Below are 20,529 nucleotides of genomic sequence, written 5' to 3' on the forward strand. Positions count from 1 at the left end.
GATGTGTGCATACTTAGACGTCAGGTTCCGATCGTTATTCCCCACCGCCCAGGGAGTGGACGTAGAGCGCGACCATGCGCTGGTCGTCTGCCTTCAGGCGATGCTTCCAGGTCGGCATGACTCCGGCGCGTGCACGCGAGATGGTAGCGACGAGCGTGGCCTTGTCACCACCGTACAGCCAGATCGCATCGTTCAACTGAGGTGCCCCAAGCGCGCGATTGCCTTCGCCGACTTCACCGTGACAGGAAGCGCAGTTGGTGGCGAACAGCGCCTGGCCGCGTGTCCAAGCAGCTGCCGGTGCCGCCGGCGTGCCGTGCTGGAGTTGCCCGACATAGGTCGCAACATCGTCGATTTCCGCCGGTTTGAGCATGCCGCCGAAGGCCGGCATCATGGTGGCGTGGGTGTCGGGATCGGTCGAGCGTGAACCGACCTGGATAGTGTTGTAGATATCATCGACCGTCCCGCCAAACAGCCAGTCGTCGTCGTTCAGGTTGGGATATCCGATCCGCCCTTCGCCACCTGTACCGTGACAGGCCGCGCAGTTTTCCTTGAACACCACGGCTCCGCCGGCGCGGGCAAATTCATAAAGGTTCGGATCGGCCTTGACCTGGGCAAACGAGGCACTGTGGAAACGCGACAGATAAGCGCCCTGGCGCGTCGCAATCTCTGCTTCTTCGGCCTTTAGCTTGGTGAACTGAGTCCAGCCCGATGTCCCTTTGGTGTGGCCGGACAGTGTCGGCCAGGCGGGGTAAACGACCCAATAGCCGATCGAAAAGACGATGGTGAGCAGCCAAACGATCAGCCACCAGCGCGGCGTCGGATTGTTGAGTTCCTTCAATCCGTCCCATTCATGGCCTGTGGTCTCGACACCGCTTATGGCGTCGATATCAGCGGAAGCCTCGGGTTTTGTCTTGGGGGTTTTAACCATTGTCCTTGTCCTCCTGCAGGGGGATCAGGCCGTGGGCCTTCATACGTTGACGATTTGCGGGCCACAGGACCCAGATGCAGATGCCGGAGAAGGCCAGGACAAAGGCGATCAGGACCGCAATTCCGATGGGAGTCGTATTCATTTTGTGCCCTTTCCATGCAGTTCGTAATCGGGATCGTAGGTTGTGAAATCGACCTGGGTGCCCAGTTGCTGGAGATAGGCGACCAGCGCGTCCATCTCGGTCGGCGATCCCCCCTCGCCGCCATAGACCTGCGGCACAACCTTAGGCCCATACCGTTTTTGCAGGCCGCTCGCGTCCTCGTCCGGCAGGGTCTGAACCTGCAGGTCGAGCTCCGCATTGGCAATGTCGTCACGGGTATAGGGCACGCCCACGCGACGCAGCGCGGTCATCTGGGCGGGCAGTTCGTAGGTTTTGAGATAGTGTTTTGCCAGGAAGGCATAGTTGGGCATGATCGATTCCGGTACGACCGAACGCGGCGCCGCCAGATGTTCGATATGCCACGAATTGGAATATTTGCCGCCGACGCGCGCCAGGTCGGGCCCGGTACGTTCCGACCCCCAGACAAAAGGATGGTCATACATGCTTTCGGCCGCCAGGCTGTAATGACCATAGCGCTGCACTTCGTCGCGCAGCGGCCGGATTTGCTGCGAATGGCAGGTGTTGCAGCCCTCGCGGATGTAGATGTTTTGCCCAGCCAGTTCCAGCGGTGTCAGTGGACGCACCCCTTTGACCGGCTCGATGGTGGTTTGCATTCGGAACAGTGGCACGATTTCGACAATGCCGCCGATCGAAACGGCGACGACCGCGAACATCAGCATCCAGATCGAATTGCGTTCGAGTTTCTTGTGAGATTCCAGCATGACGGATTTCCTTACTCTGCGGCCGCGAGGACGGGCTGGGCCGCCGGTTCAGTTGCAGCGTCGGGCAGCTTGATGGTGCGCCAGATGTTGTAGACCATGATCAGGGCGCCGAGCAGGAACAGGGCGCCGCCGGCGGCCCGAATGATGTAATAGGGGTGCATGGCCTGGACGACCTCGACAAAGGAATAGGTGAGAAATCCCATCTTGTCGTAGGCCCGCCACATCAGGCCCTGCATGATGCCGGCGATCCACATCGAGGTGATGTAGACCACGATACCGACCGTCGAGATCCACAGGTGCAGGCTGATCAGCTTGGTTGAATACATGCCGGCCTTCTTCCACAGATGCGGGATCAGGTAGTAGATGGCGCCGAATGAGATATAGGCGACCCAGCCCAGGGCCCCGGCATGGACGTGGCCGATGGTCCAGTTGGTATAGTGCGACAGGGAGTTGACGGTCTTGATCGACATCAGCGGACCTTCGAAGGTCGACATGCCGTAGAAGCTGAGCGCGATGATCATGAATTGCAGGATCGGATCGTCGCGCAATTTGTGCCACGCGCCCGACAGGGTCATCATGCCGTTGATCATCCCGCCCCACGACGGCATCCACAGCATGATCGAGAATGTCATGCCCAGGGTCTGGGCCCAGTCGGGCAGAGACGTATACAAGAGGTGGTGGGGACCGGCCCAGATATAGATGAAGATCAGCGACCAGAAGTGGATGATCGACAGACGGTAGGAATAGACCGGACGGTCGGCCTGTTTGGGAATATAGTAGTACATCATGCCCAGGAAGCCGGCGGTCAGGAAGAAACCGACTGCATTATGGCCGTACCACCACTGGATCAGGGCCGACTGGACGCCACCCCAGACGGAATAGCTTTTCACCGAGGTCAGGGATACCGGCAACGAAAGACCGTTGACCAGGTGCAGGATGGCCACCGTCACGATGAAACTGAGGAAGAACCAGTTGGCCACATAGATGTGCTTTTCCTTGCGCATCGTCAGGGTCATCAGGAAGTTGAGGAAGTAGACCACCCAGACAATGGTCAGCCACAGATCGGCATACCATTCGGGCTCGGCATATTCCTTGCCCTGGGTGACGCCGAACAGATAGCCCAGCCCGGCCATAAGGATAAAGGCCTGGTAGCCCCAGAAATGAAACCAGGCCATCCGGACGCTAAACAGCTTGGTATGGCAGGTTCGCTGCACCACATGGTAGGACGTGGCAAACAGGATGTTTCCGCCGAAAGCGAAAATAACCGCCGACGTGTGCAGCGGGCGTAGCCGACCGAAGTTCAGATACGGCTCGATATTGAAGACGGGAAACGCCATCTGCAACGCCAGCAACAGGCCGACCGTGAAGCCGGCAATGGCCCAGAACATCGCCGCGAGGGTGAAGTATTTGATGACGGTCTCATCATAACGGCCTGGGATCGTAAGGGCTGGGGTCGTAAGGTTTGGAGGCGGACTTTGCATGGTTAGGGTGTCTCCTGAGCGTCAGCTGGCTGCGATAGCCAGCAGAACAACTCCGTTTATTCCAAGGACGGTTAGGGTAAGGCCGTCGCGCAGGCGCGGATGGCCGTCGAGCATTTTGGCGCCGACGACACCCAGCCCCATCAGGGCGGGCGCTGTGCCGAGCGCGAAGGCGAACATGCCGGCCGCACCCGCCACCGGGCTGGCATGGGCAGCGCTGGCCAGCAAAGCGGCATAGACCAGAGGACAGGGCAGGAATCCCAGGGCGAGACCCAGGCCAAACCGCCCGGCTACGCTGTGGGTTCGCCCGACACGCCCCATGGCCGCCAGGGCGCATCGGGGCTTGAGGATGGACAGGGTCGGCAGGGCGACTCCGGCCTTGCGCAGGAAACGATCGGCAAACACGGCCAGGAAGATCACCGCCACAATGGCCAGCATCAGGTGCCGTAAGACAGCAAAGGGCGGCCATCCGGCGAGGAAATGAAAACTGAAACCGGCCACACCGCCCAAGGCTGCGTAGGTCACGGCCCGCCCGGCGTGGAATGGGAGCAGCAGCCGCGCGACCCAGCCTTGCCCCGGCATGGCAGAGGTCTGACCCAGCACGAAGCCGGAACACATGGTCGAACAATGGGTGACGCTGCCCCCCAGTCCGGCCAGGAACAGGGCGAACACCCACGGCAGGCGCGCTGGAAGCGCTACTCCGCATTCGTGTATCCAACCCAAAATATCCACGCCAGTCCCCAAAGCCTTACTGCGGCATTCAGGAAAGACTCACCTGTGCCGAACATATCCAGCTACACATGACATTTTGGCCTCGTTGGGAAATTGATCCAGATCAAATTCGCCAGTTGCTTGACATAAAATATGTACATGACGCCATTTTTGCGTCACACGCTCCACACAATACTTTAGTCATATTTCAATATACGCTTCATAGACTGCGACAACCCGCCGCGCGACACAGTGTACAGGTGCAAATGCTTTGAACAGAGACTATTTGCAGGCCGTCAACGCACTGTAAAGGAGCACACCATGTCGCACACCGTAAAAACCACAATATTTCTATGGCTTATTGCCATCACAGCCGCCGGCGCCTCTCATGCCGCGGATGGCCCCGGCCTGAAGGGCCACTGGCAGGTGACGGCGCGGGCGACAACGGTTGCCCCCTCGGAAAGCGGCAAGATCCTGACGGCTGCCGGTGCTGACAGTGGCCTGAAGGTCGACGTCAATAACGACACGGTGCCGACCATGGGCTTCACCTATTTCTTCACCGACCATCTCGCCGTCGAAGCCATCCTCGGCACGTCGCAGCACACGATCAAGGCCGTCGGGCCGGGCACGGATGTGGTCGTGCACAAGACCTGGGTCCTGCCCCCTGTCATCACGGCGCAGTACCACTTCAACAGCGGCGGCAAGGTCAGCCCCTATATCGGCGCCGGCGTCAACTATATGGACTGGTTCGGCGGCAAGGATGCCAATGGCTTCACCGTCAAGCTGAAAAGCGGTGCCGGCACGGCCCTCCAGGCGGGCACCAATGTCCAACTGAAGGGCAACTGGGTTCTGAATCTCGATTACAAGAAGGTCTTCTACAAGACCGACGCCTCGATCAACGGCGGCGCGCTCAAGTCGAAGGTCACCCTGAACCCGTCGGTTGCCTCGATCGGCATTGGCTACCGCTTCTAAACCAGCGGAGCGTCGATGTGCGGCTGCGTACGCATTGTTATTTTACGCTACGCAGGCGCACACCCGCCCGTCTGGGGCCACATCGCTGCCCCTGACGCCCAAATATGGAGACTAAGATGGTAGACGCAGCAGACATCAAAGAACACGCCGAAATCATCGGCGCCGACGGCGTCCATGTCGGCACGGTGGACAAGGTCGAAGGCGGCCGGATCAAGCTGACCAAGCAGGACAGCACGGGCGCCCACAAGGGACACCACCATTATATCAGCCTGGGCCTTGTCGCCGATATCGAAGGCGACCAGATTCGCCTGTCGGCCAATGGCGACGTCGCTGTCACTCTGGAAGAAGAACAGAGCGGCGCAAACGTTTGAGGGTAAGTCGGCTGCGTGGAGCATCGCTGTTCCGCGCAGGCCGTCACTTCGGTCAAAAAATTGATGTCGAGGTCATCGACGGGGTTCATTCAAATTCGCCCGCTAGCAGCTTTCGACGAGGTCGGTCTGGACGCAATGATCGCCCAACTGACACCTGACAATATTCATGATTTTGTGGGTGCCGGCCCGGCGCGTGGCAATGACTTTCCTGAACGGGTTTTGCCCCGGATCAAGGCGATATAGTGCGGCCACGAATAGGCGGGGCGAGGCCCGGCCATCGTGCTTAGCCCGGCATCCTGCAATCAACGTACCAGCTTGATATTATGTCGTACCATGACGATCAAGCCCAGCGGTAATCCATGGGAAGTGACGATCTTCGCCGCCGCCAATAGCGTCGTTCAGTACGCAAGTTTGCCAGAGCACTGGTTGGACGACCGTGAGCTTACTCCGAAAATGTTGCAGGCGCCGCCAGCGGGATCATCTGAGCCGGAACCGGCGGCGGCACGGCATAATGGAACCAGCGATCAAACTGGCCCAGTTGCCGGATCTGGGCGATCGCCGCGATCATAGACTGCGGCATGCCAGCGCGATCTTGATTTAGAAACTTGATGGTCTTGGCCTGGCCGGCGATCTCGATTTTCAACCAGTCAGTGCCAAAGTTGTCGGGGAAGCGCCGAATATAGGCATCGTCGAGCGACCAAGCGTCAGCTGCGCGTAACTGCTCGACCAGAGCCGCAACCTCACCGGGCGAGACATCGAAGTCATGGCGCGGCGCCGGGCTGGTTTGCGAATTGAGGTCGTAATAGGTGCCTTGCCCGTCGCCCTGCAATTCGATGATAAAGCCATAGCCGTACAGGGTAATTTTGGTTGCAAACAGGGGTCCGTCAGGCATGGGAATGTGCCGCACAGGCCGCGCTTCTTCATGGATAGCCTCTGTCACCATGACCCTGGCCGGGCTGGCGTCCAAAACAAAGGGCTTGTAGTGCCAGTTAGACACTGAACTGAGCAGGTCATCGCGTTGCGCGGTCGTATCACCGTCCAGGGTCCGCGCACTCTGGCACAGGACGCCGCCGGTCTCGTCCACCAGCAGGTCGAGGTTGAAGCCGTAGGTCCTCTGCGGCGAGGCGCCGAGGTAGACGAGTACAGGTATGTCGAAGGTCCGATGCACTGCGACGTCGTCGCCGTCCGCCGGCGCGGGTGCATTGTAATCATCGGCCGCGCATTGGCGTGGGGTCCCGCTGGCGTGGGCTTGCGACGCCATGGCCAGGAACATTCCGACAACAATAGACAGCTTTCTCACGACGTCCCCCAGAAGCCATTTGCCACATTAGGCCACGGCAACACGGACGCTGTCAATCCGCCCTTCAAGCCGATCGACCCTCAGGCTGAGCGCGCCCTGGAACGCGATCAGAACACCAAAGGAGTTTGTCTCGGCACTGCTGAGACAATTGGCCGCCGAAGGACGGTACGCTCAAACCGGGTCGGCCAACAGCGTTGAATGCTCGGCCACATCTCCACCCGTTACCGTGCCGACTTGGCAGGCGCCTTGGCCTTGCCCCGGCCCACATTACCCCGCATGCCCAACTGCATGGACTTCGCCAGGGCGGAGCGCGCCGCAGAATAGGCAGGCGCGACCATGGGGTAATCCTTGGGCAAGCCCCATTTTGCACGATATGCATCGGGGGAGAGGCCATACTTGGTCTGCAAATGGCGCTTCAGCGATTTGAACTGGCTGCCGTCTTCCAAGCAGATCAGGTAGTTTGGCGTAATGCTTTTCTTGATCGAAACCGACGGTGCTTTCGTCTCTGTTACCGGGGCAGCGGGTGTACTCGTCCCGCTGAGGGAGGCATGCACGCTTAAGATCAATCCGGACAGATCTGCGCCCGGCAGCGGATTTTTCGTTACATACGCGGCGACAATATCGACAGTACGTCCAATAAGCTTCTTATCGTCTTCCATAGTGCGCCTTTGTTTTCAGAGGATTAAGAATCTAGCCGTCAGAGTCATGGAATGATCAAGCGGGCTTGTCAATCGTCAAGGGCCCGGCGATCAAGTATAGCCTTAAAGGAAATTGTCCATTCAGGGATGACCTGTCACGTCGGAAGCTGCCAGGAAACTGGAATCGTCCGCCTGCGATATTGCCGACACCTTGACGAATATACAAGAAGACTTGGCGCAGTTTATCGCGAAGAACCATTACAATTGGTCTGCGCAGCGTCGCCGGTTGGTCCTGCCTGGCAATGCCATCGAGCACATCATAGGCCCCGGGCATTGAGGATTCACGTAAGGTCGGTCAAGCTAAAGTCGGCGGCAAAATCACTGCCGGGTCTTTGAGGTATGCGGCTGATTTCAACAATACGCGGCGATAACTTATTATAATTGTGAACACGTCGCCGCAGTCCAATGTCAGGCAGAGGCATTACGCCGTCTTCGCCGAACATATCTTCACGTCATCTCAGACTATCAAGTCCAGGCATAGCGTCCGCGCCAGTCGGCGGTTTATCGCGACTCGAAAACTCAAAACAATTTGAAAGCGATCGCCATGTCCGAGACAGAGACGCAAGTGACAGAAAAATTGTCGCCGTGGTGGGGGCGTGCCGTTGCCTTCACCTTCGTGCTGGGGTTCGCAGTGCTTATCCTGCTAACCGTCAAGGCCTATCAAAACGCGCCGCCCATTGCAGACCGCGTCGTGGATCCGGCCGGGGCGGTCATCTTCACCGGTGACGACGTCCGCAGTGGCCAGGAGGTATTCCTCAAGCACGGCTTGATGGACAACGGCACAATCTGGGGCCACGGCGGCTATCTCGGTCCGGACTTCAGCGCGACCGTGTTGCATGACTGGGCAGTCGACCTGGCGCAACGCACAGCCCAAACGCGTTTTTCAAAAGACTACACCGCGCTGAATGCGGAGGAACAGGGGGCCGTTAATGGCGAGGTCGCGGTACTGCTCAAAAGCAACCGGTACGACGCCGCAACCAGGACGCTCACCCTGTTGCCTGCGGGGGCGGAAACCTTCCAGAACGAGATCGGCGTCTGGCAACGTTATTTCGAAAACCCGTCAAGCAATGGCGGTTTGCCGGTAAGGGCGGTCAGAGACCCGAAGGAACTTCATGATCTTACAGCGTTTTTTACCTGGGCAGCCTGGAGTTCGGTAACCCAGCGCCCCGGCACGACCCATTCCTATACGAACAACTTTCCCTATGATGCCCTGGCCGGCAATCACTCTTCAGGAGCCGCGCTATTATGGAGCGCGTTCAGTTTCATCGCACTGCTTGGCGGCATCGCCGTCGTCTTGCTCGCCTTCGGCAAGTTCGACTACCTGGGCTGGCACGGTGTCCCGTCAACCCGTGAACGCTGGGTTTTGAGTTCATCGCAAAGCGCCACGCTGAAATTCATGGCCGTGGCGGTGCTGTTATTCCTGACCCAAACCCTCGTCGGAGCGGGTGTCGCGCACTATCGCGCCGAACCGGGCGCGTTCTATGGTGTCGACCTGTCGGCGATTTTCCCGAGCAATCTGTTGCGCGCGTGGCATCTTCAGACGGCGATTTTCTGGATCGCGACCTCCTATGTCGCCGGCGCACTGTTCGTCGCCGAACTTCTTGGCGGCTTCAGCCCCAAAGGGCAAACCCTGGGCATAAATGTTCTGTTCGGGGCCATTGCTTTTGTAGCCATCGGAAGCCTGCTCGGCGAATGGGCAAGCCTCATGGGCTGGCTGCCCAAATCATGGTTCTGGTTCGGCGACCAGGGATGGGAATATCTTGAGATCGGCCGCTTCTGGCAATTCCTGCTGGCCGCAGGTCTGTTGTTCTGGTTTTTCCTTATCTGGCGCGCTGTGGCGCCGGCACGGCGCAACCCCGAAAAGCGCGGCTTTGCCACCTTCTTCCTCATCGCGGCCTTCGCTATTCCGCTGTTCTATGTGCCGGCGCTGTTTTTCGGTGCACGCACCAACTACACGATTGTCGACGCCTGGCGATTCTGGATCATCCACCTGTGGGTCGAGGGCTTCTTCGAGTTCTTTGTGACCGTCATCGTAGCCATCATCTTCTATGAAATGGGTCTCGTGAAACGCATATCGGCCTTGCGCACGATATATCTCGACGCAATACTGTATTTCGGCGGAGGCCTGATCGGCACCGGCCACCACTGGTACTGGACTGGCCAGACCGAACTTAACCTGGCCATATCGAGCGTATTCTCGGCACTCGAAGTCGTGCCGCTCACATTAATCACGCTTGACGCCTGGGATTTCATCAAGGTCACGCATGGCGATGACAGCATTGTCAAACGCCACCGCTGGACCTTCTATTTCCTGATGGCGGTCGGATTCTGGAACTTCCTGGGCGCCGGCGTCTTTGGTTTCCTGATCAATACGCCGATGGTCAGTTATTACGAGGTCGGCACCATCCTCACGCCCAATCACGGGCACGCCGCCATGATGGGCGTCTTCGGCATGCTGGGCGTTGGGCTGATGTTGTTCGTCCTGCGGGAGACGGTTTCCGACATAGTGTGGCCGAAGCTGGAGAAGTTGGTCCGCATCTCCTTCTGGGGCCTGAATGCCGGCCTTGCCATGATGGTGGTGTTCAGCCTCTTCCCGGGCGGCGTACTTCAGGTCTGGGACGTGGTCGAGCACGGGTACTGGCACGCGCGCAGCCTTGCCTATACGGGCGCGCCGCTGGCACGCACCCTGGAATGGATGCGGATGCCGGGGGATATTGTCTTTATCTTTGTGGGCGCCATACCGCTCGCAATCGCCGTGGTCTGGGGTTATCTGTCGCTTTGGCGCAAGCCACGTTCGATATAGTCCCGACACGCCCTGGAATACGCTGAAGCGCGAAAAAGAGCTTCACCCTTCGCTGAACAGCTAAAGCTACGGGTGACAGGTCGGGCGACACGCCTTCGCCGAAGAAAGCCTTCGCGTTGTCTGCCGCGACATTCAACTCGACGGAACATGGTATATTTACGGATGCGGGTGGCCGACGCAAAAAGCCGTCAACCGGGCCAGCGCAATTGTGTCATCAGTGATGACGTAATTGGCCTTTCAGGGCTTCAACTTCATTGGTCTCTTTCTAAGGCATTGGCCTCAGCCCATAATGACCAGGCGATGCGTCCGCAGCCATTGTGTCACCAGCGTTGTCACTAAATCGTCGCCCCGGGTCGGTCTCGTAAAACTACCGCATTCGCCTCAGGTTCCTCGGGTTTCGTAACATGGGCTGAAGATTAGCGAAGTGACAGAGCGATGCGGAGGTCGTCATGCTCAAACGCACTCGCCATGCGCTCAATCTGCGACACTTTCGCCCCCCGATTCCCTGCAGCCTCCCGCCATTGCCGCGTGGCCTCAGCCACGTCTGCAATGATGCCGTCAGCAGCTTTTTGCTGCAGATTGAAATAGCCGGCGACTGAACGGGCCAATTCGATGTCACAAGTGCCGTCTTCCAGGTCAATTGTGGTCGTCAATATCCGGGGTTTGACATCTGTTGGCACCGGATTGACATCGTAAGCGGGAGACAGGACCCACCCTCCTTTGCCATTCCACAGGAACCCATGGTTTCGCAGGTGATCGTCGACATTTGAGATGAGGATGTTGAACACCATGCGCCGAAACAGTTCGTGTGCATCTTGTTTTGCCCGGGCGCCGTAACGTCCGAGAACGTCAACGAGTTCGGGATAGCTGGCGCGTTCACCGTCGCGAAGTTGCATCATAGACATGGCGGACAAGAAGGGGATGCGGTGTTCGTCAGTACGGTCGAACCGCCTCGACAAAACAACTAGCTTTCCAGCAACCTCGATCAGCTGAGTTTCTGCAGTCTGGATACCAGCCTTCCCGGCGAGATCGAGAGCTACTACCTCCCAAAGTTCCTGGCCATATCCGTCCGTTTCCTTTGGAAATTTGGCTATGGACAAACGGCCATGCTGATTGAGAACGGACGCCTTGGGTCTCGCACCGCCCAGAGATGATCCGGGCGCGAAAATCATTTGCAAATCCTCGTCGGTCTCTTCATCTCTCAAGGTGCGTTCGGTAGCGGCAAGCAGGTTCCCGAGCGAAACCAGCCCCGGTACGCCTCGCGCACTTGGCGCTTGGAATTCCTCTTCCCCAACTCGCCGAAATCGCAACGCCCCAAGCCGAGAGACATCAGCAACGCCTAAAAGGTAATCAGTCTCCAACAGGGTTCGGGGAACGCGCCGCTCCGTCTGTGCACAGCGGCGTTCTTGCTTCCGCATCAATTGTCGACCCCACGTATCTGGCGCTGAGTCGCCCAGCGAGCCAAAAATCTCCCGATCTGTGCCGGGTGGAAAAACGCCGGTCGACTTAAGAAGTGCCGGTTCCAGCGAAAATCCGTGGTCGGCTTCCACCCAGCCTCGGTCATACTCGAAGCTCACAGACTGGCCCTTGCGCCCCTCGTTAAGCCGCATCAGGCCGACCAGGTGATGACCTTGGGCGTAGTCGATATGCACTTCGATGTCTGTCATGATCTAGGCTTTGGTCTTGCGAATGCGCACCCGCGGCGGCAGGCTCTGCGCAATCAAGTCTTGCCCGACCTTGTCCGCTTCGATCGACGCTATATTACCTAGGGCCTCAAGTTGACCAAGTGCCTGCAAAACCGAGGCATAGATACCAATGCCCACTCCGCTATCGCCTTTTTCGACGCGTACGAGCGTCGGCCGCGATGTAAAGGCCCGACCGGCGACCACGTCGGCTGACAGATTACGGCGGAGCCGCGCCTCTTTGATATTCTGACCCAACGACCGTAAAGTTCGTCGGACGGCTATAGAGGGTTCATGCGGCGTTGGCATGTAAACATCCTATTACAAAATTCCACCATTATGTAACACGATATTTACATTAATTCAATAATGGCCCGCAAAAGAGGGCGGCGGCACATCTGCTGCACTATCTCCGGAATATTCTGTGCGTGGCCTGCCACCCGAAGCCTTGGCGAAGGGTGGTGCCTGGAGCCGGAATCGAACCAGCGACACGCGGATTTTCAATCCGCGTGTCAATTTTTCGGAAACGAATTTTATTTTGTTATTACAATTGCTTAGTCACACTACGATGGAACATATCGGGAATGTGTGAGCCTCACACCGAGACGATGTGTGAGCAGTTGGATGTCTGGACCTATGGTCGGTCGCGCATGCCGCCCCTGCGCCTAGATGGTGCCATTCGTATGAATATGTTATCGTCCTGCGAGCGCTAGTTTCATCAAATCGCTATGCTCGAAATATCGCAGCCGCTTCAATATGTCGGGGGCACGACCATCCATCATAACCAGCTGTTCATCGCCGGACATGTTCATGATCTGGTCAGGCGAGATACCCCCGATCAAAGCGGCAAACTCGCTTGCCATACGATAGTTTTTCGCGCCTAAAAACTGCAGAACTCCTGCATTGTCGACTAGGGTTTTTGCATCGTGGCCATAGATTTCCAGCTGTGCCGGGTTTTGCCAGAAACTCCAAAGTTGTAATCCGGAGGAACGCAAAAGTGTGCTTGCGGTGACAAATGCGTCGACTTTCCCAAGGGCGCCCAGCTCGTCGCAAAGCATGAGCGTCCGTTCTTTAGGGCGGCGTTCGCGAGTCATCAACGCTGTCAACAGAGATGTCAGCCAAAGACGCAGGAGCGGCGCGTAAGCGGCCAACCGAAGTGGGGGAACGATAATGTAGAGTGAAACAGGTTTGCCAGCGATCAATCCGTCGAGATCGAAGCTGGTGTGACTTGTAATCTTCCGTATAAAATCCGATTCCCAAAGCATGAGATGCTGCTGGGTCGATCCCAAAACAGATGGCCTGGTCTCACGTTCAGAGAGTTGCAGAAAGCCCGAAAACGCTGCGTAGGTGCTTCGATCCAGCTTCCCCACGTTGTTATCCAGCAGGACCGCAAGGTTATATACGACATCATCATTGTTAAGCATGTCGAATATTTCGGCGAAATTGCACCGTTCGGGAGGAACCCGTGTCATCACATAAGCTATACACGCTGTTAGCATATTCTCGTCCCAGTTGCGCCAGAAAGGTTCCCTGCCTCCCTCTCGTGGCACGATGGCAGCGGCACCAGAACGTGCCGTGATGGATCGATCGCCTCCCAATTTGGCAAGACCGTCAAACGGGTTGAAACTGTCTGTAACCGGCATTTTTCCACTCAGGTCGAGCACCGCGACTTCTTGGCCCATCCTGCGGCGGGCTCCCGCTGTTGCAGCGTAAACGTCACCTTTGCATTCCAGGGAAATCAAGGAGCCGGGATGATCCAGTGCGTTTGAGATAACCGGCCCAGCAGTCTTGCCGCTGCCGGTGACGCCAAATGTCATAAGATGGCTTTCACCATCATAGCGGACGAACTCGCTTGATGGCGCCTTAACGACCGGGTGAAGGTCGGCGTGTGCGAAACCTATGTTTCGCGCCGTCGCGGCGGCGCCTTGGACACCGACGATCAGGCCACGCCGTTGCGCGGCCCCTTCCGTGCGTTCCGTCGAGCGTGAACCCGGGCGCAGATTCAGGAGGATGTCTTCGGATTTTCCGGTCATTCCTCGACTCCACCGGAATTGTCGCTGGAGTCGGAATCCGACGTGTAATCACCGCCATCGCCGTAGTCGCCATTATCCACGGAAGCAACTGGCTCGTCGTAGGAATCGCCATCATGATTCGAAGACGCATAGTCGTCCGACTGTGCGTCGGTCAGGACGTCCATTTGAAAATGCTCACCGGCTTGCCCAGATATGCCGGGGCTTGCAAAATCCCATGTTCCTTGGTGCGGACCGCTGTCGATCAGGTTGCCGTCTGGCCCATAGCATGCCTGTGCCCCTGGAACGATATCGTCAACGTCGTAGCTATTGTCCCCAGCAACATGCGCAAAATCAGCGCGGTATTGCACGTCGTTGCGCAGGTCCGCCACCATGTCGGCCGGCAGGGCTCCCCTTACGCAATCATTGTCCGCCCCATGCCAGATCGACTCCGTAATCTGGTTGTCACGTTCCCAGTTGACCGAAGTCGCCGGGTCGAAGTACGGTAGATCTTGGGGAATATGCTCGGGAACTATGTCATCCTGATACTGGTTTCTGTCGAGGTGGGCGTGATTGACCTCAAGACCCAGCGCGCGATCCATCTCCTCAAACTGGGATAGAAACTCAGGGGGTAGTGGCGGCGGATCCTGGAGGACTTCGTTATCTGATGGACTAACGTGCTCGTGACCCGCCGTTTGACTTACCCAATCCTTGATAGATGAATACCACGACATTTCGGAACCTCCAGTGAACCATTTCGTGGCCATGACTAAGCCGTGGCGCCTCATTGTCCGTGTTCAAACCCGTCAAAGCGGGTTGCGCTGGATTGCGCACTTCCATGTCACTGCATTCCGTCCAAATCCGGCAAAGTGGTTGTCCGGGCAATTACTTGAAGCCGCGCATTAAATAATAAAGACCGGATGGGCGTGCGCACTTGGGCGCACAGATAACTGCGCGAGCCCAGACAATGACGAAATCATTTGCAGAGCGATTTGGACATAAGCCGCCCAATACGGTGGACCGCAACGGCCGCAAGCCAGAGGCTGGCCAAAAAGCGAACGGCGGTGGGAAAATCCCGACCGCCTCGGTTCTTATACGGCAGCCGCTCATCACCTGCTTCATTGCAAGTATCCTCCTGCTTCAGCTTCTTGGAACCGTCGGTTGGATTGGATGGGCGCCAGGCCTGTTCGTCGGGGGCGGGATCGATCGTATTGTTGAGTTCGCGATACGCCAGGGCTTCGAAGCCGCCTCGATAGTGAAGCTGGCGACAAACGCGTGCATTTGCGTATATTGGGCCGTTATGCTCCTGGCCAGCAGCGGTCTTGGTGCCGATGCTCCGCCACGCTTGGTGCCCGGTGAGAAGGGTTGGCAGTTCGGTCAAAGACGTACGGCTTACGTCCCGCCACTCCTCTTGCTGCTAGGTCTTCACCTGGTGGGCGCACTGATCGCTTCGACAGGCTGGTGGCTCTTGGCGCTTCCGTTCGAAATGGGCGGCCATCTCGGCATCGCCGCACTTCTTTACGTCCTATTGATTCCGGAAGGACGCAGGCGCCTGGTGATAATTGAAGACATTGACGGTAAAGGCCTTTCCAACCGTATGTATGTATCGTCGGGCTTCAACGCAAAATGTCGAAAATGGCTGGCAATCCGGCACGATCACCTGCGGGGCACCGAACTCTGTGATCCGCTTTGGGCCCGTTTACTCAATACGGCGCATCTTGAAATTACCTATCTCGACAATAATCTTGCGCATTGTTCCCAGGTCATCAAATGTATTGGAACAAAAGACGAAATGGCGACAATTGTATCCATACTGAACGGACGGTTTCGGCAGGGTAGACCGTTGCTCTATACTCTCCCTCCCAGCTATGCCAACGCCCCGCAGCGACCAGCGCGTGTAGACGAAGAGTCCACAACGGTCTGAATTGGGCCGTTGACGGAGTGGTCCTGGCAGTGTTCTGAGGGTAATTAGGGACAAAAACAGGGTTGAATTGGATGCGAAATCTGAACATGAAATCCATTCGCGGAGGCGCCCCATGCCGTCTCCCGAGCTCTCGACACTGATACGGGCGGCGGTGCGTAATGTATTGTTGGCTTCTTCTAGTCGATGGTGTGTCGGGTATTGCCCGGGGTGTTACGGGCATCGAGGTCGCCGACGGTCCTGACGAACTGGAGACGAACCGGCTTGAGGTTGGCCGGGTAACGGTCAACGGGGAGCGCGGAGCGCTGGCGCTTTCAGCCAAGCAAGGTGCCGAGGTCGCTTTACGACTCTTATTCCGCGAGCTGCGCCGCCGCCGGAGCATCGGCCACCTGGCCATCACGACGGCGCCCCTGGAGGCGGCGGTTACCGGGCGCAGCGGAGAGTTGCTGTTCGGACTTGCGGTCTTTACACATTTGGCGCGTCGCGACGGACTGTCGGCTATTGCGGAACCGCGGTTTGCTGCGACTGGAACGCTCGACCCATTGGGCAATGTCGGCTCGGTCGAGGCCGTCGTTGCCAAGCTGGAGGCGGCACTTGCCAGCGAGCTTCCGGCCGGTGGCCTTATCTTCTACCCGCGCACCGACGAAGGCCAGATCGATGGGGCACTGCGCCGCCGGTGCCGGGCGCGTGGCCTGCAGTTGCGCCCCGTCGACCGGATCGACGAGGCGCTTGCGGCGCTGGGCATTGAGATCAAAGGCGGATGGACCGGCACCCCGTTCCGCTCCCTCAATCCCTACAACTTTCAAGACAGCCGGATCTTCTTTGGCCGGCAGGGTGAAGTGGCCGCGCGGCGCGAGCGCCTGCACCAACGTGCCACGGCCGGTCGGCCCGGCATGCTGGTGATCGGCGCTTCGGGAGCCGGCAAAAGCAGCTTCTGCATGGCTGGGCTCCTGCCCGCGCTGAAGCTGGATGTGCCGGACCTCGAACACGCGGTATTGCGCCCACGCGAAGCCATCTCTGGTCAAGCCGGAACCGAGGTCGGAGAAGCCGACCTTGCCCGTAGCGTGCTAGCCAGCTGGCGCCGACGGGACGAGAACCAGACCGGTTTCGACCTGGCCGCGGCGGCGGCCGATTGCGACGACCTCAAGTCCCTGGCAGATTTGTATCCGGAAACCGTGTCGCCGACAGACCGCTTTGTCTGGGTAGTCGACCAGTTCGAGGAACTGTTCACGCTGGGGTTTGCGGCCGAGGCGCGCATCGCCTTTGCGCACTTCCTGCGCGACCTGCAGGCGCGGGGCGTCTGGGTCGTTGGCACATTGCGCAGCGAATTCTATGGTCAATATCTGGACCTACGGGACGAGGACGGCGGCGCGCTCCTGACCCAGGTGTTCGGCCGTAACGGTGTGTTCGACCTGCCGCGCATGGGCCGCGACTCGCTGCGCCAAGTGATTGTCGGCCCAGCCGAACTCGCTGGGCTGCACTTCGGGACACGGACGAGCGACGGCATACGGCTCGACGATGCGCTGCTCGCCGACGCGATGGGGACGGACGACGCCTTGCCGTTGCTGGGTTTCGCGCTGCAGACACTCTATGACGGGCTTGAGCGGGCAGAACCGGACGCGGATCCAGCGGCCGAACAACCGCGCCTCCTGACATTTGCCGCCTATGAGAGTCTTGGCGGACTTCGGGGCGCTATCGGCCGGATCGTCGAACCGATGTTCGGCTCGCTTGATGCGGAGGGGCGCGCCGCCCTGCCGAGCCTCCTATCGGCGCTGGCCGTGCCCTCGGGCGACGGCCAGCGCGAGACCGCCCGGCCGGCCGCGCTAGACCAGTGGCCCGTTGCCAGCCCAGGGCGCAAGCTGATCGACGCCCTCGTCGCCATCCGCGTTCTGGTCTCCGAGCAGGCAGTCGCGCCGGACGCACCCGCTCAGGTCCGCGTCGCCCACGAAGCTCTCTTTACACACTGGGAAGAAGCCGTCTCGCTGCTCAAGGAGTCACACGAGGTTCGCCTCACAGCTCAACGGCTTCGCATCCGGGCGGAGCAATGGGCGGCCGAGAGATGCCCCACCTTCAGACTGCTGAGAGACAAGGAAATTGTGGACGGACAACGCGTATTGGAGCGGTGGCCGACGGGACATTCCGACCCATTGCTCTCGGAATTCGTGCACGCATCGATTGCGGACGATGAGCGACTTCGGACCCTGTCGGCTGAACGTGCAGAAGCTCTGAAGCAAGCGGGCGATAGCGCCTTGCGCAGTCAATCAAGGACGGTTGCGATCTTGGCCAAACAAGTCCTCGACCAGGGCGATGCCATGACCGCGGTTCTGGCGCTCCTCGAAGTGTTGCCGTCGTCGGGTCTTGAACGACCATGGTCGCCCGAGGCCGCTGCGATACTGCGGGAGGCAATACTCGTAAACAGGGAACATGCCGTTACCAATCAGCGCTTGCCGCACAATGGTGGCTTCACCTCGGGCGGAAACGCGGTCATTACCGTGGGCGGAGATAACCATTTATATCGCTGGCAGATTGGGCGCGAAAGGACGCCTGCGGTTTGTCTGGGTGGAAAAGGTAGTCCGGCGTATGCCGTTGTTAGCAAAGACGGTAGTCTATGCGTTTGCCCGCAGGGTACCGAGAGTATTAATCTCTGGAAAATCTCGGATTCCCCACCTGAATACCTGCAGCTTCCCAGAGCAGCCCAAGGTCTATCTTGCCTGGCTTTTAGCCCGGACTGCCGGCTTGTCGTCGAAGCGAGCCGTAGATCCATGCTTTGGAGTCTTGATGGTGTTGTGCCGGAGGGTGCAATCCTTCCGGGAGAGGACCGAGGTGCGTTTCACGCAAACTTCAGTCGAGATAGTTCACGTCTTGCCCTTGGTTTCTGGGACGGCAGCGCACAAGTCTGGAATCTGGCCAAGTCTCCCCCCAAGGCTGAGGTTGTCAAGGGCCACAGCGACTGTGTGTTCTTCGTGGCCCTTAATCATGACGGAAGTCGGCTGGTGACCTTATCTACCGACGATACCGCCAGACTTTGGAGGTGGGACGATGATGGCAAACGCTTTGGCGGTCTATTGGGAGAGCATACCGGGCGTGTCATGCATGCCGATTTCAGCCCGGACGGGCGGTTTCTCGCCACTGGCTCTTCTGATAGCTCGGTGCGCATATGGGACGTAGACCGGTTGTCAAAAAGTATCGTTGTATTAAACTTTCATCGCGGCCGGATAACCAAGGTTCGTTTCAATGGCGACGGCTCACGTCTGCTGACACTGTCGCACGACCACACCGCATGTGTCTGGGATTTTTCGGACGGCAAGGCCGAACTCTTCATGTGCGCCCCACACGCCGAGTGGGTAACAGAGGGAGATTTCAGTCCGGATGGCGAATGGCTGGTGACATGCTGCCCTGTGGAAAAGGCCGCGCGATTGTGGAATTTGGGGAGATTGCCGCAAGATCCACAAATTTTTGCCCGTGACTGGGGCGGCGCCCCCACTCCAAAATACAACATCCTTGACGGAACCAGCCGCGCCGTCACCTGCGCCGAGTTCAGTCCGGATGGGTCGCGACTTGTGGCGATTTATGCCGATGGGGCGATTTTGCATTGGGACCTGAACCATCCCGGGCGGACCTGCACGGATCTTGGAGGGGCAGATGAACAGCTGGCCCAAGGACAGCGAGTCGCATTCAGCCCCGACGGCAAATGGCTTGCCGGAGGCGGACGAGCATTTCGGCTTTGGAAAATAGAAGGACCGGTTCCCACGCCCATCGATTTACATGGCTTCACCAATATCAACACCTTCGCCTTCAGTCCCGAGAGCCAATGCCTGTGGACCTCACTTTCGCCGTTCGCGACCAAGGAAGGTAAGGTGGTAAAATGGGACCTCAGGGCCAATCCGCCGGAGCCGGAGATCGATTTAGACCAGCAAGGGATTTGGTTTCGGGCAGCATTCAGCCCGAACGGCGAACATCTAGTTACGCTAGACATTAGTTCGATTGCTAGCCTGTGGAATGTCAAATTTCCCGGCCCCTTGAAGCGTTCCGGTGCGACCCGCCTTAAACAGGCGGCTACCCACCTCTCGGGATCCGGGAAACTGAAGGAAGCGGTGTTTAGCCCGGACGGAAGCTGTCTTGCAATCGCCACTGAACTGGGACCGGTTGAACTATGGAATATGGCGGACCTAAGCGCCGCGCCCCATCAATTTATCTATGAAAGTTACGCGTGCTCCATTGCATTCAGTGCAGACGGTAGAAAGATTTTTGTCGCGAACGGGGATGGTAGCGTTCGCATTTGGGAAATACGAAACCTCTCCCAGCCGCCCATGGTTCTGCAAGTTCACGACTTAAACATTCACTTCATGTCCATGAAGCTCAGCCCTGGCGGAAAATATCTGGCGACTGCATCTTCGGATCGAACCGTCCGCCTTTGGAACCTTCAGGCCCCCAGGCCCGTTCCCGCGATATTATGCGAGGGACGTCAGCAAGTGAATTACCTGTCGTTCAATCCCTTGAGCGATAAGTTATTAGCGGCGTTCGACGACGGCTCGATTCGTATCTGGACCGTCCTTTCCGACGACGAACTCATTATTTTGGCCGAAGCGAGTGTCACAAGGACCCTGACGGACGCCCAACGCGAATTTTTCGGCTTCGAGCCAAACGGAGACGCCGACCGGAATGCGATTCTGCCTACCCGAAATATCCAGCTTCCCTTCGTAACGTCGTGAATACGAGCGGTTTGTCTGTTATCCCGGCCTTTGGCGCGCCGTTTTCTGTCATTGTACCTTTG

The 20,529-nt window shown here is 58.2% G+C and carries 16 protein-coding genes; 5 read left to right on the forward strand and 11 right to left on the reverse strand.

Translation table 11 applies throughout. The annotated features are described in order from the left end of the window. Positions 1-34 precede the first annotated feature (34 nt). The 5 genes from ccoP to AC1DXO_RS19630 are packed head-to-tail and all read right to left on the reverse strand — an operon-like array spanning position 35 to position 4,020. Positions 35-928 carry a cytochrome-c oxidase, cbb3-type subunit III gene (gene ccoP / locus AC1DXO_RS19610; protein ID WP_476979869.1) on the reverse strand — a complete coding sequence of 298 codons (894 nt, stop codon included), beginning with the start codon at positions 926-928 and terminating at the stop codon, positions 35-37. Then, entirely contained in the window at positions 921-1,070 is a 150-nt protein-coding gene (locus tag AC1DXO_RS19615) for a cbb3-type cytochrome c oxidase subunit 3 (RefSeq protein ID WP_476979870.1), read from the reverse strand. The genes ccoP and AC1DXO_RS19615 overlap by 8 nt, the downstream gene beginning before the upstream one ends. Beyond that, positions 1,067-1,810, reverse strand: coding sequence for a cytochrome-c oxidase, cbb3-type subunit II (gene ccoO / locus AC1DXO_RS19620; protein ID WP_476979871.1), 744 nt, complete (start codon positions 1,808-1,810; stop codon positions 1,067-1,069). The genes AC1DXO_RS19615 and ccoO overlap by 4 nt, the downstream gene beginning before the upstream one ends. Before the next feature lie 11 nt (positions 1,811-1,821). Further along, entirely contained in the window at positions 1,822-3,291 is a 1,470-nt protein-coding gene (gene ccoN, locus AC1DXO_RS19625) for a cytochrome-c oxidase, cbb3-type subunit I (protein ID WP_476979872.1), read from the reverse strand. Between the two features lie 21 nt (positions 3,292-3,312). Next, positions 3,313-4,020: a sulfite exporter TauE/SafE family protein gene (locus AC1DXO_RS19630; protein ID WP_476979873.1), complete on the reverse strand. Its 708-nt coding sequence runs from the start codon at positions 4,018-4,020 to the stop codon at positions 3,313-3,315. A gap of 300 nt (positions 4,021-4,320) precedes the next feature. Here AC1DXO_RS19630 and AC1DXO_RS19635 point away from each other — a divergent pair, with 300 nt between their 5' ends. Together AC1DXO_RS19635 and AC1DXO_RS19640 are read left to right on the forward strand one after the other, a co-directional pair. Then, positions 4,321-4,971 (forward strand): OmpW/AlkL family protein, encoded by a 651-nt coding sequence (locus tag AC1DXO_RS19635; RefSeq protein ID WP_476979874.1) that lies wholly within the window; start codon positions 4,321-4,323, stop codon positions 4,969-4,971. A 116-nt stretch (positions 4,972-5,087) separates the two neighbouring features. Next, positions 5,088-5,342, forward strand: coding sequence for a DUF2171 domain-containing protein (locus AC1DXO_RS19640; RefSeq protein ID WP_476979875.1), 255 nt, complete (start codon positions 5,088-5,090; stop codon positions 5,340-5,342). A gap of 442 nt (positions 5,343-5,784) precedes the next feature. Here AC1DXO_RS19640 and AC1DXO_RS19645 read toward each other — a convergent pair whose 3' ends face one another. Both AC1DXO_RS19645 and AC1DXO_RS19650 read right to left on the reverse strand, forming a co-directional pair. Continuing rightward, on the reverse strand, positions 5,785-6,642 hold the full coding sequence (locus AC1DXO_RS19645; RefSeq protein WP_476979876.1) for a hypothetical protein: 858 nt from the start codon (positions 6,640-6,642) through the stop codon (positions 5,785-5,787). A gap of 221 nt (positions 6,643-6,863) precedes the next feature. Further along, a complete protein-coding gene (locus AC1DXO_RS19650) occupies positions 6,864-7,301 on the reverse strand; it encodes a Ros/MucR family transcriptional regulator (RefSeq protein WP_476979877.1) in 438 nt (145 codons plus the stop codon). A gap of 583 nt (positions 7,302-7,884) precedes the next feature. Between AC1DXO_RS19650 and AC1DXO_RS19655 the strand changes: the two genes are divergently transcribed. Beyond that, positions 7,885-10,143 carry a nitric-oxide reductase large subunit gene (locus tag AC1DXO_RS19655; RefSeq protein ID WP_476979878.1) on the forward strand — a complete coding sequence of 753 codons (2,259 nt, stop codon included), beginning with the start codon at positions 7,885-7,887 and terminating at the stop codon, positions 10,141-10,143. Positions 10,144-10,559: 416 nt separating this feature from the next. Here AC1DXO_RS19655 and AC1DXO_RS19660 read toward each other — a convergent pair whose 3' ends face one another. The 4 genes from AC1DXO_RS19660 to AC1DXO_RS19675 all read right to left on the reverse strand — a co-directional run bounded on the left by AC1DXO_RS19660 (position 10,560) and on the right by AC1DXO_RS19675 (position 14,601). Continuing rightward, on the reverse strand, positions 10,560-11,810 hold the full coding sequence (locus tag AC1DXO_RS19660; protein ID WP_476979879.1) for a type II toxin-antitoxin system HipA family toxin: 1,251 nt from the start codon (positions 11,808-11,810) through the stop codon (positions 10,560-10,562). A 3-nt stretch (positions 11,811-11,813) separates the two neighbouring features. After that, entirely contained in the window at positions 11,814-12,134 is a 321-nt protein-coding gene (locus AC1DXO_RS19665; RefSeq protein ID WP_476979880.1) for a helix-turn-helix domain-containing protein, read from the reverse strand. Between the two features lie 383 nt (positions 12,135-12,517). Continuing rightward, positions 12,518-13,858, reverse strand: a complete 1,341-nt coding sequence (locus tag AC1DXO_RS19670) for a type IV secretory system conjugative DNA transfer family protein (RefSeq protein ID WP_476979881.1) — start codon at positions 13,856-13,858, stop codon at positions 12,518-12,520. Next, the gene (locus AC1DXO_RS19675; protein WP_476979882.1) at positions 13,855-14,601 is read right to left on the reverse strand and encodes a hypothetical protein; all 747 of its coding nucleotides are present in this window, start codon (positions 14,599-14,601) and stop codon (positions 13,855-13,857) included. The genes AC1DXO_RS19670 and AC1DXO_RS19675 overlap by 4 nt, the downstream gene beginning before the upstream one ends. Before the next feature lie 200 nt (positions 14,602-14,801). Between AC1DXO_RS19675 and AC1DXO_RS19680 the strand changes: the two genes are divergently transcribed. Both AC1DXO_RS19680 and AC1DXO_RS19685 read left to right on the forward strand, forming a co-directional pair. Then, positions 14,802-15,758 carry a hypothetical protein gene (locus AC1DXO_RS19680; protein ID WP_476979883.1) on the forward strand — a complete coding sequence of 319 codons (957 nt, stop codon included), beginning with the start codon at positions 14,802-14,804 and terminating at the stop codon, positions 15,756-15,758. 188 nt (positions 15,759-15,946) lie between these two features. Next, complete coding sequence (locus AC1DXO_RS19685; protein WP_476979884.1) at positions 15,947-20,467, forward strand: nSTAND1 domain-containing NTPase; 4,521 nt, start codon at positions 15,947-15,949, stop codon at positions 20,465-20,467. The last annotated feature ends 62 nt before the right edge of the window (positions 20,468-20,529 follow it).

This window comes from Asticcacaulis sp. P2_C5 (assembly GCF_056404555.1).